The sequence below is a fragment of the Cellulomonas sp. NPDC089187 genome, assembly GCF_040685135.1.
Lineage (GTDB): Bacteria > Actinomycetota > Actinomycetes > Actinomycetales > Cellulomonadaceae > Cellulomonas.
This window is the reverse complement of record NZ_JBFBHI010000002.1, coordinates 405655-419926: the sequence shown is the minus strand read 5'-3', so window position 1 is coordinate 419926 and position 14272 is coordinate 405655. Positions and strand designations below refer to the sequence as shown.

Below are 14272 nucleotides of genomic sequence, written 5' to 3'. Positions count from 1 at the left end.
CTGAGGGGGCCGGCAGAACGCCGGCCACGACTTGAGCTGGGCATGGTCGCAGCATCATACGAAAACCTCCACACCCGTGTGCCACGCTGGGATCATGACCTTTGCCACTCGTCCCGGTTCCGCTGCTGGCCCCGTCAACCCGGCCGGGGGCGCGACCCCCACGGTGCTCGTCGTCGAGGACGAGCCCGCCATCGCCACCGCCGTGGCTCGGCGACTGTCCGCCGAGGGTTATCAGGTCGAGACGGTCGGCGACGGGCTCGCCGCTGTGGACACTGCCGCCCGGGTCCGACCGGATGCCGTGGTGCTGGACGTGATGCTGCCCGGCATTGACGGACTGGAAGTCTGCCGCCGGATCCAGGCCGACCGTCCGGTGCCGGTCCTCATGCTCACCGCCCGCGACGACGAGACCGACATGCTGATCGGCCTCGGGGTCGGGGCGGATGACTACATGACCAAGCCGTTCTCCATGCGGGAGCTGGTGGCCCGGGTCAAGGCACTGCTGCGCCGCCAGCAGCGTGCCGCCCTCGCCGCCGAGCAGGCCAGCACCTCCGGCGGAGCAGAGCCGCCGGTGACCGTCGGCGACCTGGTCATCGACCGGGCACAGCGTCGGGTGCACCGGGCGGGCACCGAGGTGCACCTGACCCCGACCGAGTTCGACCTGCTGCTGGCACTGGCCGCGAGCCCCCGCACCGTGCTGACCCGTGAGCGGTTGCTCGCCGAGGTGTGGGACTGGGTGGACGCCTCCGGAACCCGGACCGTCGACTCCCACGTCAAGGCCCTGCGTCGCAAGCTGGGCGCCGACCTGATCCGCACCGTGCACGGCGTCGGCTACGCGCTGGAACCCGCGACCGGGGCGGATGCCGGGGAGGCGAGCCCGGCGTGACCGGCTCCGGCTCGCCGCGCCGGGACCGCCCGATCGCCGCTGCCACGTCACTGCCTCGACTGCCGGACGTCCGGCCGCTCGACCGGTTCAAGTCGCTCAAGATCAAGCTCGGCCTGCTGATCACGGCCTCCTCCGCCGTGGCGGCGCTGCTGACCTGGTTCGGGTTGAACAACTCCCTCGGTCCGACCCGGACGTTCCCCTTCGTCCTGGTCATCGTGCTGGTCTTCACCCAGCTGCTGGCCCGAGGTATGACCTCCCCGCTGCGCGAGATGACCGCAGCGGTACGGGCGATGGCGGCCGGTGACTACACGCGTCGGGTCCGGGCCACCTCCCGCGACGAGGTCGGTCAACTGGCCGAGGCCTTCAACCGGATGGCTGACGAGCTGGAACAGACCGACACCATCCGGCGCGAGCTGGTCGCCAATGTCTCGCACGAGCTGCGCACCCCGGTCACCGCCCTCCAGGCCTCGCTGGAGAACATCGTCGACGGCGTAGACGACCCGGACCCGGAGACGATGAAGGCCGCGCTCGCCCAGACCCAGCGCCTGAGCCGCCTGGTCTCCACCCTGCTAGACCTGTCCCGGCTGGAGGCCGGCGCGGTGGAGCTGGACCTCACCGACGTGCCGCTCCAGGAGTTCCTGGAGGAGGCCGCCAGCGAGGGCCGGTTGGTCGGCGCGTCCAAAGGCCTGACCTTCCCGGTGGTGGTCGAGCCGGAAAACCTGGTCATCCCCGCTGACCGCGAACGCCTGCACCAGATCCTGGCCAACCTGGTCCAGAACGCGGTCCGGCACTCCCCCGTCGGTGCCCCGGTGCGGCTGGAGGCGCACCGTTCCGGTGGATGGGTGCGGATCGATGTGGTCGACCAGGGCCCGGGCATCCAACCCGATCAGCGCGAGCGGGTGTTCGAGCGCTTCGCCCGCGGGAACACCCCGGCCATCACCGGGCAGATCTCCACCGGCGGCACCGGACTGGGGCTGTCCATCGTGCGCTGGGCGGTGAACCTGCACGGCGGGACGGTGGGGGTGGCGGACACGCCGGTGGGGTGCACGATGCGAGTGATGCTGCCGTCGCGGCGGCAGAGCCGGAAGACCTCGACCAGCTGATTGCTTGTTCTACTAGTACTAGAACAGCTACGGTCACCTCATGACGTCCCCACCGATCGAGATCCGACACCTCACCAAGACCTTCGGAGCCGTGCGCGCCGTGGACGACCTCACCTTCACGGTCGCCCCCGGTCGGGTCACCGGCTTCCTCGGCCCGAACGGGGCCGGCAAGACCACCACGCTGCGCATGCTGCTCGGTCTGATCCGTCCGACCGCGGGCAGCGCCACCATCGGTGGACAGCGGTACACCGAGCTGGAGCGCCCGCTGCGGACCGTGGGCGCGGCGCTGGAAGCCGCTGACTTTCACCCGGGCCGTACTGCCCGCGATCATCTGCGGGTCTCCGCGCCGAAGGCCGGCGCATCGGGCAGTCGGGTGGACGAGCTGCTGGAACTGGTGGGGCTGGGCAGCGCCGCGGATCGTCGGGTCGGCGGTTTCTCGCTGGGCATGCGGCAGCGCCTGGGCCTGGCGGCAACGTTGCTCGGCGATCCACCGGTGCTACTGCTGGACGAGCCGGCGAACGGTCTGGATCCGGAGGGGATCCGCTGGCTGCGCGATCTGCTGCGTCGACTGGCCAGCGAGGGGCGCACGGTGCTGGTGTCGAGCCACGTGCTGTCCGAGGTGCAGCAGACCGTCGATGACATCGTGGTGATCGCTCACGGGCGACTGGTGCACGCCTCCCCGCTGCACGAGCTGGTGGCGATGGCCGAGCACCGGGTGCGGGTGCGTACACCGGATGTGGCCGGGTTGGCGACGCTAGCAGAGCGCGCGGGGTGGCAGCTGCGCCCCGGACCGGAGGGGTCGACCGAGATCGGCGGTGTCGATCCGCAGACGGTGGGTCACGCGGCATTCGCCGCGGGGGTGGAGTTGCACGAGCTGAGCACCCAGGGCGCCTCCCTAGAGGACGTGTTCCTGGGCATGACCGCATCCACCGAGGGGGCGACCCGATGATCGACACCCTGCGCGCCGAATACCGCAAACTCGTCACCACCCGACTCTGGTGGGTGCTGCTGCTGACCATGGCCGGCTACATGCTGTTCATTGCGGCGGTGATGGGATTCGCGCTCACTGTGGACCCGTCCGCCGGGGTGGAGTCCGGACTACCCGCCGGGCTGGACGACCGCACCGTGGCGGTGACCATCTACACCCTGTCCGCCTCGCTGGGATTCGTGTTCCCGCTGCTGGTGGGCGTGATGTCCGTGACCGGGGAGTTCCGGCACCACACGATCACGCCGACCCTGCTGGCCGAGCCGAATCGCACCCGCCTGATCGCCGCCAAGCTGCTGGCCAGCATCCCCTTGGGCGCGGTCTTCGGCGTGGTCGGGGCGGCGGTCACCACCGGTGGCGGAGCTGCGGTGCTGGCCATCGGTGGACATCCGACGCTGCTGGGCGATCCGGGTGTGCTCGCGGTCGTCGCCCGGACCGCACTGGCTCTGGCGGTGTGGTGTGTGCTCGGTGTCGGACTCGGTTGCGCGCTGACCAATCAGGTGCTGGCCATCGTGGTCGTGTTGGCCTTCACGCAGTTCATCGAGCCGATCGCCCGGATGCTCTTCGGTCAGATCGACGCCCTGAGCTCGGTGGGCGCATACCTGCCCGGCGCGGCCGGTGAGGCGATCAGCGGCGGGTCGTTCTACTCCACCGCCGGGCTGGGCGATGTGCTGCCCGGCTGGGCCGGTGCGCTGGTTCTGGTGGGCTACGCCCTGCTGTTCGCGCTGATCGGCCGCCTGACTACCTTCCGGCGGGACATCAGCTGATCTGATGGGTGGGGCGGTGTCGTCATCGCCCCACCCCGTGGTCAGTCGAGGGCAGCGACCAACCGCTCCAAGGGGGCGATAGCGCGGCGGACTGCCGCAGCGTCGTCGTCCCCGAGCTCGGCCAGTGCCCGTTCCAAGGTGTCGCCCCAGCTCGCCTCGACCGGAGCCCGTCGACCCGCACTCAGCGGGGTGGTGGTGAGCCGCACCACGCGGCGGTCGTCGTCATCAGGCCGCTTGTCGACCAGTCCGCGATCGATCAGTCCACGCACGGCAGTGCTGGCGTTGCTCTGCTGCAAGCCGAGCCCCCGGGCCACCTCCCCCACCGACGACTCGGGATGCCGGTCCAGGAACCGCATGATCTGGAACTCGGTCGGCGGCAGCTGGTCATAACCCTCGGTGGGCGGTTCGGCGTGCCGTAGCGCCCAGGACAGATCGTGGACGACGGAACCGAGCCGACGCAGCGATGCGGAAGACATAGGTACAGCGTAGTCGATACCTATGGGTTGATATATATGACTTCACATAGGTAACCTCTCCGTCCATGTCTGTCACCAGCCCCACCAGCACCCGGCCCACCGGCGTCGATCCGGCAGGTGCCGGTCTCCCCCTGGCCGTCACCATCGTGCTGGCCTTCCTGACCGCGGTGGCCCCGCTTGCCACCGACATGTACCTGCCGGCCTTCCCGCAGATGGCCACCGAGCTGGGCACTAGTGCGTCGGCGGTGCAGCTGACCCTGACCACCTTCATGATCGGCCTGGCGGTCGGTCAGCTGGTGATCGGGCCGCTGTCCGACCAGCGCGGCCGCCGCGGACTGCTGATCGTCGGCACCGCCGTCTACACCGTCGCGGGTGCGGCCTGCGCCCTGGCCCCGAGCATCGGCGTCCTGATCGGCGCACGCTTCGTGCACGGCTTTGCCGGGGCGGCCGGGATCGTCCTGGCCCGTGCAGTCGTCGCAGACCGAGCCACAGGGGCCGCCGCCGCCAAGCTCTTCGGGCTGATGATGATGATCCAGGGCATCGCTCCGGTGGCCGCACCGCTGCTCGGCGGCGGACTGTCCGGTGCCATCGGCTGGCGGGGGATCTTCTGGGTGCTCACCGCGGTCAGCGCGCTGATGCTGGTGTCGGTCGTGGTCTTGGTGCCGGAGACGCTGCCGGTGGACAAACGCACCACTGGCGGGCTCGCCGCCACCGCCCGCGATGCCCGCCGCGTGCTCGGCAATCGTCGCTACCTGGGCTACACCGGCGCGATGGTCTTCGCCTTCGCCGGGATGTTCGCGTACATCTCTGCCTCGCCCTTTGTCCTGCAGAACGTGCTCGGGCTCTCGGTGGGCTGGTACTCGGTGGCCTTCGCGGTGAACGCGCTGGGGATCGCCGCCGCGAGCGCCGTCAACGCTCAGCTGGTCGGGCGGTTCTCCCCCGCCGCGCTGCTGCGCACCGGAATCGTCGCGTTGGTCGCGATCGGGCTGCTGCTGGTGCTCGATGCCACCGTGCTGGGGCTGCCACTGTGGCCCACCCTGGTGTTGCTGTTCGCCTCCACCTCCAGCCTCGGGCTGATCGCCGGGAACGCCACCGGTCTGGCCACCGATCAGGCAGCGGGGGCGGCAGGGACCGGGTCGGCCGTGATGGGTGCACTGCAGTTCGCGCTCGGAGCCGCGGTGTCACCGGTGGTCGGGTTGGCCGGTGAGTACACGGCGGTACCGATGGCGATCACGATGGCCGTGGTGGCCGTCCTCGCCGCGGGGTCGCTGCTGCTGGCCCGTCCGCGGAACTGACCGAACGCCCTGCCCGGGGCTGCTCTTGACCTCTCTTGACGTCAAGACGACCCGGGGCAGGGCGGAGGATGGGACCGTCATTGACCTGCACAGAAGCGGCACCGGAACCACCCGGCGCGTTCCCCCGTTCAGCGGGATCCGAGCGGCAGACAGGACGTAGGGTGGCCGGGACAGATCCGGCAATGACGCGGTCGTCTGACCGCGGAGGAAGTGGGCGATCCTCGCGTGTCCCAGCAGGCGGAGCCAGACGTGAACCGAGCCGACTTCGGCGCGAACGCGTGGCTGGTGGATGAGCTGTACGAGCAGTACCTCCAGGACAAGACCGCGGTGGACCCCGCGTGGTGGGAGTTCTTCGAGGGGTACCGCCCCTCGGCTCCGGAGCCCACCAGTTCGGGCGCGCCGGACGGCACCACCCCCGTCGCGCCCAGCGGTCCGGCCGACGCGGCACCGAATCCGGACCTATCCGCCCCGGCTACTCCGACGGCGAAGCACCCGCAGACCCCGGCGCGTACCGCCGACCCGGAGACCGCATCGCCGGGCACGCCGAGCAGCGCGGCCGCGCAGCCCACCGCTTCGGCTGGGGACCTCGCCAACCCGCCGACCGCCCCTATCGCCACCGCGCAGCCCGCCACCGCGGCCTATGCAGCCCAGGCGCGCTCCGATCAGCCCGAGCCGGAGCCGGAGCCGAGCGATGAGGTCGCCAAACTCCGCGGCCCGGCGGCCCGGGTGGTCACCAATATGGAGGCCAGTCTGGAGGTCCCGACCGCGACCTCGGTGCGCGCGATCCCGGCCAAGTTGCTGGTCGACAACCGGATCGTGATCAACAATCACCTGGCCCGTGGCCGCGGCGGGAAGGTGTCCTTCACCCACCTGATCGGCTTCGCGCTGGTCGAGGCCGTGGGCGAGATGCCCTCGATGAACGCCTCCTACACGCTGGTCGACGGCAAGCCCGGGGTGATGAGCCCCGCGCACATCAACCTGGGCCTGGCCATCGACCTGGCCAAGCCGGACGGCACCCGCCAGCTCCTGGTGCCGAGCATCAAGAAGGCGGAGACCCTCGACTTCGCCCAGTTCTGGTCCGCCTACGAGGACGTGGTGCGTCGGGCGCGTGGCGGCAAGCTCGGGGTGGACGACTTTGCCGGGACGACGATCTCGCTGACCAACCCGGGCACCATCGGCACCGTGCACTCGGTGCCGCGGCTGATGGCCGGGCAGGGAGCGATCATCGGCGTCGGGGCGATGGACTACCCGGCCGAGTTCGCCGGGACCAGCGATGAGCAGCTGAACAAGATGGGCGTCTCCAAGGTGCTCACCGTGACCAGCACCTACGACCACCGGATCATCCAGGGTGCCCAGTCCGGTGATTTCCTGCGCATCCTGGCGCGCAAACTGCTCGGCGAGGACGGCTTCTACGATCGGGTCTTCACCTCCCTGCGGGTGCCCTATGAGCCGATGCGCTGGGTCCGCGACGCCGCACACGACCCGGATGCCGAGGCGATCAAGCCGGCCCGGATTGCCGAGCTGATCCACGCCTATCGCTCCCGTGGACACCTGATGGCGGATACCGACCCGCTGGCCTACCGGCTGCGCAAGCACCCGGACCTGGACATCCAGACCCACGGATTGAGCGTGTGGGATCTGGACCGGTCCTTCCCGACCGGTGGTTTCACCGGTAAGCCGCGAGCCACCCTGCGTCAGGTGCTCGCTCTGCTGCGCGACTCCTACTGCCGCACCACCGGCATCGAGTACATGCACCTGCAGGACCCGCGGCAGCGCAAGTGGTTGCAGGAGCGATTGGAGTCCGGATACGCCCCCACCCCGCGTGAGGACCAGCTGCGCATCCTGCGTCGGCTCAACGGTGCGGAAGCCTTCGAGACCTTCCTACAGACCAAGTACGTCGGCCAGAAGCGGTTCTCGCTGGAGGGTGGCGAGTCGCTGATCCCGCTGCTGGACGCGGTGCTGTCCCGGGCCGCCGAGGGCGGGTTGGACGAGGTCGCCATCGGCATGGCGCACCGCGGCAGGCTCAACGTGCTGGCCAATATCGCGGGCAAGTCCTACGGCCAGATCTTCAGCGAGTTCGAGGGCAACCAGGACCCCAAGTCGGTGCAGGGCTCCGGCGATGTGAAGTACCACCTAGGCACCGAGGGCCAGTTCACCGCAGAATCCGGTGCCACCACCCGGGTGTACCTCGCGGCGAACCCCTCCCACCTGGAGGCGGTGGACCCGGTGCTCGAGGGCATTGTCCGGGCCAAGCAGGACCGGATCGACCTGGGCGGCGACGGCTTCTCCGTGCTGCCGATCCTGATCCACGGCGATGCGGCATTCGCCGGGCAGGGCGTGGTCTTCGAGACCCTGAACCTCTCCCAGCTGCGCGGCTACCGCACCGGCGGCACCGTCCACGTGATCATCAACAACCAGGTCGGCTTCACCACCGGACCGAGCTCCTCACGGTCCTCGCAGTACGCCACTGACGTGGCCAAGGGTCTACAGGTGCCGATCTTCCACGTGAACGGCGACGACCCGGAGGCCTGTGTCCGCGCCGCGGAGCTGGCCTTCGAGTACCGCGAGCAGTTCGACCGGGACGTCATCATCGACCTGGTCTGCTACCGCCGACGCGGCCACAACGAGGGCGACGACCCCTCGATGACCCAGCCGCTGATGTACAACCTGATCGAGGCCAAGCGCTCGGTGCGCAAGCTCTACACCGAGGCCCTGGTCGCCCGTGGGGACATCACCCTGGAGGAGGCGGAGCACGTGCTCCGCGACTACCAGACCCAGCTGGAGCGGGTGTTCGCCGAGACCCGCGAGGACGGCTGGACCCCCCCACCCGCCGACGCGGAGCCGGTGGCCGGCCTGGAACGCCCGGAGTCCCAGCGCGAGGACGCCGGTGTCATCATCGGCTGGCAGACCGCCGTGCCTGCCAAGGCCCTGGAGCGGATCGGTGCGGCCCATGTGCGCGCACCGGAGGGCTTCACTATCCACCCCAAGCTGGCTCAGCTGCTGGCCAAGCGGGAGCAGATGTCCCGCGAGGGCGGCGTGGACTGGGGCTTCGGCGAGCTCCTGGCCTTCGGCACCCTGCTGATCGAGGGCACCCCGGTCCGACTGGCCGGACAGGACTCCCGCCGGGGCACCTTCGTGCAGCGGCATGCGGTGCTGCACGACCGGAACACCGGTGCCGAGTGGACCCCGCTGCTGTACCTGTCCGGGGACCAGGCCAAATTCTGGGTCTACGACTCCTCACTGTCGGAGTACGCGGCGCTCGGCTTCGAGTACGGCTACTCGGTGGAGCGGCCGGATGCGCTGGTGCTCTGGGAGGCGCAGTTCGGTGACTTCGTCAACGGGGCGCAGACCGTCATTGACGAGTTCATCAGCTCCGCCGAGCAGAAGTGGGGCCAGCATTCCAGCGTTGTCCTGCTGCTGCCGCACGGCTACGAGGGTCAGGGCCCGGATCACTCCTCGGCCCGGATCGAACGCTTCCTGCAGTTGTGCGCGGAGGGCAACATGGTGGTCGCCCAGCCGACCACCCCGGCGTCCTACTTCCACCTGCTGCGTCGCCAGGCCTACGCCCGGCCCCGTCGTCCGTTGGTGGTCTTCACCCCCAAGTCGATGCTCCGGCGCAAGGAGGCGGCCTCGCCGATCGCCGACTTCACCTCGGGCACCTTCCGGCCGGTGATCGGCGACGAGCAGGTGCCTGCCGAGCAGGTGGACCGGGTCCTGCTCTGCTCCGGCAAGATCTACTGGGATCTCGTGGCGCAGCGGGAGAAGCTCGGCGACGAGCGGACCGCGATCCTGCGGGTGGAGCAGCTCTACCCACTGGACATCGAGTCGATGCGTGCAGCGCTGGCTCCCTTCGACGGGGCCGAACTGGTGTGGGTGCAGGATGAGCCGCGCAATCAGGGTGCTTGGGGTTACCTGTCGCTGGCCCTGCCGCAGCTGGTGGGGGCCCCGGTGCGGGCGGTCAGCCGTCCGGCGTCGGCCTCCACTGCGGCTGGCACCGCCAAGGCGCACCAGGCGGAGCAGGCCGATCTGCTGAGCGAGGCCTTCGCCCGCTGACCCACATGACCGAGGCCGCCTGACTCCATGAGCGGGCGGCCTCCGTCGTGTGGAGGCTCGGGTGGCCATCTGAACCACGCGGCGACCGGCACCGTCGGCCCGGGTCACCTGTCTGCGGTCGCCTCCGGGGTACTGGCGAACTGGCGGCGGTAGGCCTGCGGTGTGGTGTCCAACACCCGCGCGAAGTGGTGGCGCAGCACCCCCGCTGTGCCGAAGCCACTCGCGCGGGCGACCTCCTCCACGCCCGCATCGGTCCGCTCCAGCAGCTCCCGTGCGCGGAGCAGACGCTGCCGGGTGAGCCAGGCAGCGGGAGTGGTCCCGGTCTCCGCGCGGAACCGCCGGGCGAAGGTGCGCTCGCTCATCGATGCCCGGGCGGCCAGCTCGGGCACGCTCAGCTCCTGCGCCAGGTGCTCGGACATCCAGCCGAGCAGTTCTGCCAACGTGTCCGCCTCGTGGGGTGTCGGGGCGTCGACGTACTGCAGTTGGTTGCCGCTGCGGTGCGGAGGCACCACCAGGTGCCGGGCGACCGTGGCGGCCGCCCGCTCCCCGTGCTCGGCGCGGATCAGGTGCAGGCAGGCGTCGATCCCCGCGGCGGCCCCGGCACTGGTGAGCACCGCGGAGTCCTCGAGGTGCAGTGCGGCCGGATCGACCCGGGCCGCCGGGAACTGGGCGGCGAGCTCGGCGGTGTGCCGCCAGTGCGTGGTGCACCGGCGCCCGTCCAACAACCCGGCCCGGCCCAGCGCGAACGCACCGGTACCGATGCCCAACACCCGGGCACCCCGCTCATGGGCGGTGCGCAGGCTGGTCGACATCGGGTCCGGCAGCGTCTGACCTGGCAGAACGGGTGGGACCAGGACTCGCGGGATCAGGCCTGATGGGATCGGACCTGGTGGGGTCAGGTCGGAGGGGATCGAGCTGGACGCGATCGGGCTGGGCAGCGCCGAGTCGGGCGGCACGATTAGGTCGCCGGAGGGCAGCACGATCACCAGGTCCGCGTCGACGGTGGCGGACAGATCCGGCTCGATCCGCACACTCGGCCCGGTCGAGAACGGCACGTCCCCGGGCTCCGGTGTGCACAGGGTCAGGTCGACAGCGGGTCCTGCGGTGTCACCGAGGCCGAAGACCTCGCACACCACACCGAAGTCGACGGGCGAGACACCCGGGATCGCGATGGCCGCCACGCGCTGCAGCATGGCGGAAGTCTGCCACCGGATCACCGATGTGCGGCCCTCGCCCCGCGATGACGCCTGTCGGGCACAGCCATCGATCCGCGCGTCGGAGTCGACTCCCGCGGCGCGCCTGCGAGACTGACCCGGTCGGCGGGCACCGGGCCCGCCAGGAACGGAAGGGTGGGACCGTGGGCGAGCTGCCGCTGCGCCTCCTGGTGATCGGCGACGAGTTGACCGCCGGAGCAGGGGATCCACGCGCGCTGGGCTGGGTCGGCCGGGTCGTCGCCCGCACCACTGCGCCGCAGCCCCCGACCGTCCTGCCGCTGTCCGTCCCCGGTGAGAGCACCAACGATCTGGCTGCCCGGTGGGAGCAGGAGGTCGACCGGCGGCTGTCACCCGAGGCGGACAACCGCCTGGTGATCGCCCTCGGTCGGGCCGACCTGCAGCAGGGCATCTCCCTGGCCCGCAGCCGACTCAACCTGGCGAACATCCTGGACGCCGCCGATCAGCGCCGCGTCCCGGCCTTCGTGGTCGGTCCGCCGCCCGGGGGCGGGATCGACGGCACCGCGCTGGCTGATCTGTCCGCGGCCTTCGCCGATGTCGCCGGACGACGCCGAGTGCCCTATGTCGACACCTACACGCCGTTGGCCAACCACGAGCAGTGGTTGGCGGATCTCGCGGCCGGCGACGGTGCGCTGCCCGGGCAGGCGGGCTACGGCCTGATCGCCTGGTTGGTGCTGCACTCGCACTGGAACACCTGGCTGGGGCTGCCCGAGGACCTGGGCTGACCCCTCAGCGCCCCAGCGCCGCCTCGACTGCCGTGGTGGCGCCGTTCAGCATGGTGCGCAGCGTGTCCGCCCCCAGCTGACCCAACCGCCCCTGCGCCTCGGCGGTGCGCAGCATGCCCCGCATCTGCTCACGGAACCGGGTCAGCTCCGCCTCGCACTCGATCCGACGCTGCTTCTGTTGCCGGCGCTGCTCCGCCGCTGCCTCGGCATCGTCCTGCGAGCGACCCCGGGCCGCGGTGCGCGCCTGGGCAGCGGCCGCGGCCAGCTCCGCCCGGACACCCGCCATGGCACTGGTGACCTCGGCCCGCACCTGGGAAGCCAGCGTGCGCACCGTCTCGGTCAGTTCCCGCTCCAGAGCGGCGAGCTCCTCGGCGTGTGCCGCGAGCTCGGCCCGACCGGTGTCGGTGAGCTCGTACTGCGCCCGGCGGCCGAGCTCGGTACGCCGCACTAGCCCCTCCTCCTCCAGGCGGGCCAGACGGGGGTAGACCGTACCGGGGCTCGGCCGGTAGGTGCCGCCGAACCGCTCGGACAGCGCCGTGATCACCTGGTACCCGTGCAGCGGCCCCTCGGCCAGCATCGCGAGCAAGTAGAGCCGCAACTGACCATGGGCGAAGACTGGGGGCATCAGTGCTCCACCGGCTCCGCCCGCACCACGGTCAGGTCACCGGAGACCGACCGCGTGGTGACAAAGCAGGTCGCGTCCGGATCGCGCAGATCCACCTGGATCCGACCGGGCATCCGGTCACCGCGCTGCACCCCGTCCACCCGCACCCGACCGCTGACCGAAGTGGCTTCAACGTTGACGCCGTGGCCACCGGGCAGTCGAACGGTGACATCGCCGGAGACCGACTTCACCTGGCACAGCGAGGACGCGGACCGGGTGTCGACGGCCACATCGCCGGAGACGGTGTTGACGTGCACCCGGGTGAGCTCGCCGCTGGCGGTCAACGCGCCGGAGACGGTGTTGAGCCCGAGGTCGCCGTTGTGTTCGCGCACCGCGATGTCGCCGGAGACGGTCCGCACGGTCAACGCGCCGCGGGTGCCGTCGGTGACGAGCCCGCCGGAGACGCCGGTCAAGGTGGCATCTTGCTCCACGCCTGCCAGGAGGATGTCGGCCTCCACGGCGGAGATCGACGCCAGCACCGAGCGCGGCACGGCCAGCTGCAGGTCGATCCGGTCCCGGCGCCACCCGCCCATCACACGGCTGAGGAATCCGTCCACCCCACCGCCGTCGCGCACCCCGGCCCACAGGGCGCCGTCGGCGTAGGTCACCTCCAGCGGGTGCCCCTCCACGGAGTGCACCTCCAGCCGGACGTCGGTGCGCGCCGGGTCCTCGTGCGCCACCACATCCACCCGTCCGCCCGAGATCCGCACCCGCAGCGAGTGCACCTGCTCGACCTCGATCACCTGCGGCCCGGCCACCACCCAGGACTCTGTCGCCATCCCCATCACCTTTCACGATATATCGCGTCTGTGGCGAACACGTTATATCGCGTTACTACGTGAGACAACCCCTACGACAGGCTCAGCCGATCAGCCCCGCAGCGCGCAGCTCGACCGTCAGATCCTGGGGGTTGGACGCCGTGGCACACGCCTCGTCGTAGCTCACCTCACCGGCCGCGACCAGCCGGACCAGGTGGTCGTCGAAGGTCTGCATGTTGTAGTACCCGCCCGCCCGGATCAGATCACCGAGCGGCTCGGCGCTGGTCGGATCGAGGATCGCCTCCGCGGTGCGGCCGGTATTGACCAGCACCTCGATCACCGCGACACGGCCATGACCATCCGCCCTGCGGGCCAACCGCTGCGACACGATCCCGCGCAGCGATTGGGACAGCGCCACCCGGATCTGCTGCTGCTCATGCGGCGGGAAGAAGTCCACGATGCGGTTGACCGACTCCGCGGCGTCAATGGTGTGCAGCGTGCTCAACACCAGGTGACCGGTCTCCGCTGCGGACAGTGCAGCCCGCACCGTCTCCACATCGCGCATCTCCCCCACCAGGATCACATCCGGGTCCTGTCGCATCGCCGCGCGCAGCGCCACGGTGAAGTCGGCGGTGTCCTGCCGGATCTCGCGTTGGGAGACGATGCTGCGCTTATCAGGGTGCAGCACCTCGATCGGGTCCTCGATGGTGACGATGTTGGCCTCGCGCACTGTGTTGATCAGGTCGATCATCGACGCGAGCGTGGTGGTCTTGCCCGACCCAGTCGGTCCTGTGACCAGCACCAGCCCACGTGGTTCCAGAGCCAACTCACCAACCACCTCGGGCAGGCCCAGCTCCTGCAGAGACTGTGCTCCGACCCCGACCAGACGAAAGACCATGCCGTAGGTGCCACGGGCCTGGTACGCGTTCACCCGGAACCGCCCGACCCCGGACAGCGAGAACGCGAAGTCCGCCTCGTGCTGCTGCGCGAAGGACTCCGTCAGGTCCGCCGGCAGCACCTCGTCCAGCATCGCGGCGGTGTCCCGCGGGCTGAGCGAGGGCACCTGGAGCCGACGCAACCGCCCATCCACCCGGACCCGCGGTTCGGAGCCGACCTTCACATGCAGATCGGACCCCCCGGCCTGGACCAAGGCGTGCAGCAGCGGGACGACGGACTGGGGCTGATCGCTCACGTCCTGTCTATCGGCCGACGACGACCCGGGGATGAGCCCGATGACACCGGCGGTGCCATGAATGTGGGACGATGGCCGACGACAACCGGCGCGCCAGCGCCAGGAGCCGAGGAGATTCCGATGAGCAAGCGTGGTCGCA

General features: G+C 70.3%; 12 protein-coding genes. 7 read left to right on the top strand and 5 right to left on the bottom strand.

Annotated features, from left to right (window positions below):
- Positions 1-94 precede the first annotated feature (94 nt).
- The 4 genes from AB0N78_RS06200 to AB0N78_RS06185 are packed head-to-tail and all read left to right on the top strand — an operon-like array spanning position 95 to position 3738.
- A complete protein-coding gene (locus tag AB0N78_RS06200) occupies positions 95-883 on the top strand; it encodes a response regulator transcription factor (protein WP_363387129.1) in 789 nt (262 codons plus the stop codon).
- A complete protein-coding gene (locus AB0N78_RS06195) occupies positions 880-1986 on the top strand; it encodes an ATP-binding protein (RefSeq protein ID WP_363387126.1) in 1107 nt (368 codons plus the stop codon). Before AB0N78_RS06200 ends, AB0N78_RS06195 begins: the two co-directional genes overlap by 4 nt.
- Positions 1987-2026: 40 nt before the next feature.
- Positions 2027-2935 carry an ATP-binding cassette domain-containing protein gene (locus tag AB0N78_RS06190; protein ID WP_363387124.1) on the top strand — a complete coding sequence of 303 codons (909 nt, stop codon included), beginning with the start codon at positions 2027-2029 and terminating at the stop codon, positions 2933-2935.
- A complete protein-coding gene (locus AB0N78_RS06185) occupies positions 2932-3738 on the top strand; it encodes an ABC transporter permease (protein WP_363387121.1) in 807 nt (268 codons plus the stop codon). Before AB0N78_RS06190 ends, AB0N78_RS06185 begins: the two co-directional genes overlap by 4 nt.
- 41 nt (positions 3739-3779) lie before the next feature.
- Here the strand turns inward: AB0N78_RS06185 and AB0N78_RS06180 are convergent, their stop codons facing one another.
- Positions 3780-4214: a MarR family transcriptional regulator gene (locus AB0N78_RS06180; protein WP_363387118.1), complete on the bottom strand. Its 435-nt coding sequence runs from the start codon at positions 4212-4214 to the stop codon at positions 3780-3782.
- A gap of 65 nt (positions 4215-4279) precedes the next feature.
- On the opposite strand from AB0N78_RS06180, the gene AB0N78_RS06175 reads away from it, so the two are divergent.
- Together AB0N78_RS06175 and AB0N78_RS06170 are read left to right on the top strand one after the other, a co-directional pair.
- Positions 4280-5509: a multidrug effflux MFS transporter gene (locus tag AB0N78_RS06175; protein WP_363387115.1), complete on the top strand. Its 1230-nt coding sequence runs from the start codon at positions 4280-4282 to the stop codon at positions 5507-5509.
- Positions 5510-5734: 225 nt separating this feature from the next.
- Positions 5735-9562 (top strand): multifunctional oxoglutarate decarboxylase/oxoglutarate dehydrogenase thiamine pyrophosphate-binding subunit/dihydrolipoyllysine-residue succinyltransferase subunit, encoded by a 3828-nt coding sequence (locus tag AB0N78_RS06170; RefSeq protein WP_363387112.1) that lies wholly within the window; start codon positions 5735-5737, stop codon positions 9560-9562.
- 104 nt (positions 9563-9666) lie between these two features.
- Here the strand turns inward: AB0N78_RS06170 and AB0N78_RS06165 are convergent, their stop codons facing one another.
- On the bottom strand, positions 9667-10755 hold the full coding sequence (locus AB0N78_RS06165; protein WP_363387109.1) for a helix-turn-helix domain-containing protein: 1089 nt from the start codon (positions 10753-10755) through the stop codon (positions 9667-9669).
- 164 nt (positions 10756-10919) lie between these two features.
- Between AB0N78_RS06165 and AB0N78_RS06160 the strand changes: the two genes are divergently transcribed.
- Entirely contained in the window at positions 10920-11519 is a 600-nt protein-coding gene (locus AB0N78_RS06160) for a GDSL-type esterase/lipase family protein (RefSeq protein ID WP_363387107.1), read from the top strand.
- A 4-nt stretch (positions 11520-11523) separates the two neighbouring features.
- Here AB0N78_RS06160 and AB0N78_RS06155 read toward each other — a convergent pair whose 3' ends face one another.
- From AB0N78_RS06155 to AB0N78_RS06145, 3 genes are all read right to left on the bottom strand, one after another.
- Positions 11524-12144, bottom strand: coding sequence for a PadR family transcriptional regulator (locus tag AB0N78_RS06155; protein WP_363387104.1), 621 nt, complete (start codon positions 12142-12144; stop codon positions 11524-11526).
- The gene (locus AB0N78_RS06150; protein WP_363387102.1) at positions 12144-12962 is read right to left on the bottom strand and encodes a DUF4097 family beta strand repeat-containing protein; all 819 of its coding nucleotides are present in this window, start codon (positions 12960-12962) and stop codon (positions 12144-12146) included. Before AB0N78_RS06150 ends, AB0N78_RS06155 begins: the two co-directional genes overlap by 1 nt.
- Positions 12963-13044: 82 nt before the next feature.
- Positions 13045-14133, bottom strand: a complete 1089-nt coding sequence (locus tag AB0N78_RS06145) for a type IV pilus twitching motility protein PilT (protein WP_363387099.1) — start codon at positions 14131-14133, stop codon at positions 13045-13047.
- Between the last annotated feature and the right edge of the window lie 139 nt (positions 14134-14272).

Bases quoted from the DNA above. Each gene is read 5' to 3' on its own strand.
- AB0N78_RS06185 (WP_363387121.1), top strand. From the start codon at position 2,932: ATGATCGACACCCTGCGCGCCGAATACCGCAAACTCGTCACCACCCGA.
- AB0N78_RS06175 (WP_363387115.1), top strand. From the start codon at position 4,280: ATGTCTGTCACCAGCCCCACCAGCACCCGGCCCACCGGCGTCGATCCG.
- AB0N78_RS06180 (WP_363387118.1), bottom strand. From the start codon at position 4,214: ATGTCTTCCGCATCGCTGCGTCGGCTCGGTTCCGTCGTCCACGATCTG.
- AB0N78_RS06200 (WP_363387129.1), top strand. From the start codon at position 95: ATGACCTTTGCCACTCGTCCCGGTTCCGCTGCTGGCCCCGTCAACCCG.
- AB0N78_RS06190 (WP_363387124.1), top strand. From the start codon at position 2,027: ATGACGTCCCCACCGATCGAGATCCGACACCTCACCAAGACCTTCGGA.
- AB0N78_RS06155 (WP_363387104.1), bottom strand. From the start codon at position 12,144: ATGCCCCCAGTCTTCGCCCATGGTCAGTTGCGGCTCTACTTGCTCGCG.
- AB0N78_RS06165 (WP_363387109.1), bottom strand. From the start codon at position 10,755: ATGCTGCAGCGCGTGGCGGCCATCGCGATCCCGGGTGTCTCGCCCGTC.
- AB0N78_RS06150 (WP_363387102.1), bottom strand. From the start codon at position 12,962: ATGGCGACAGAGTCCTGGGTGGTGGCCGGGCCGCAGGTGATCGAGGTC.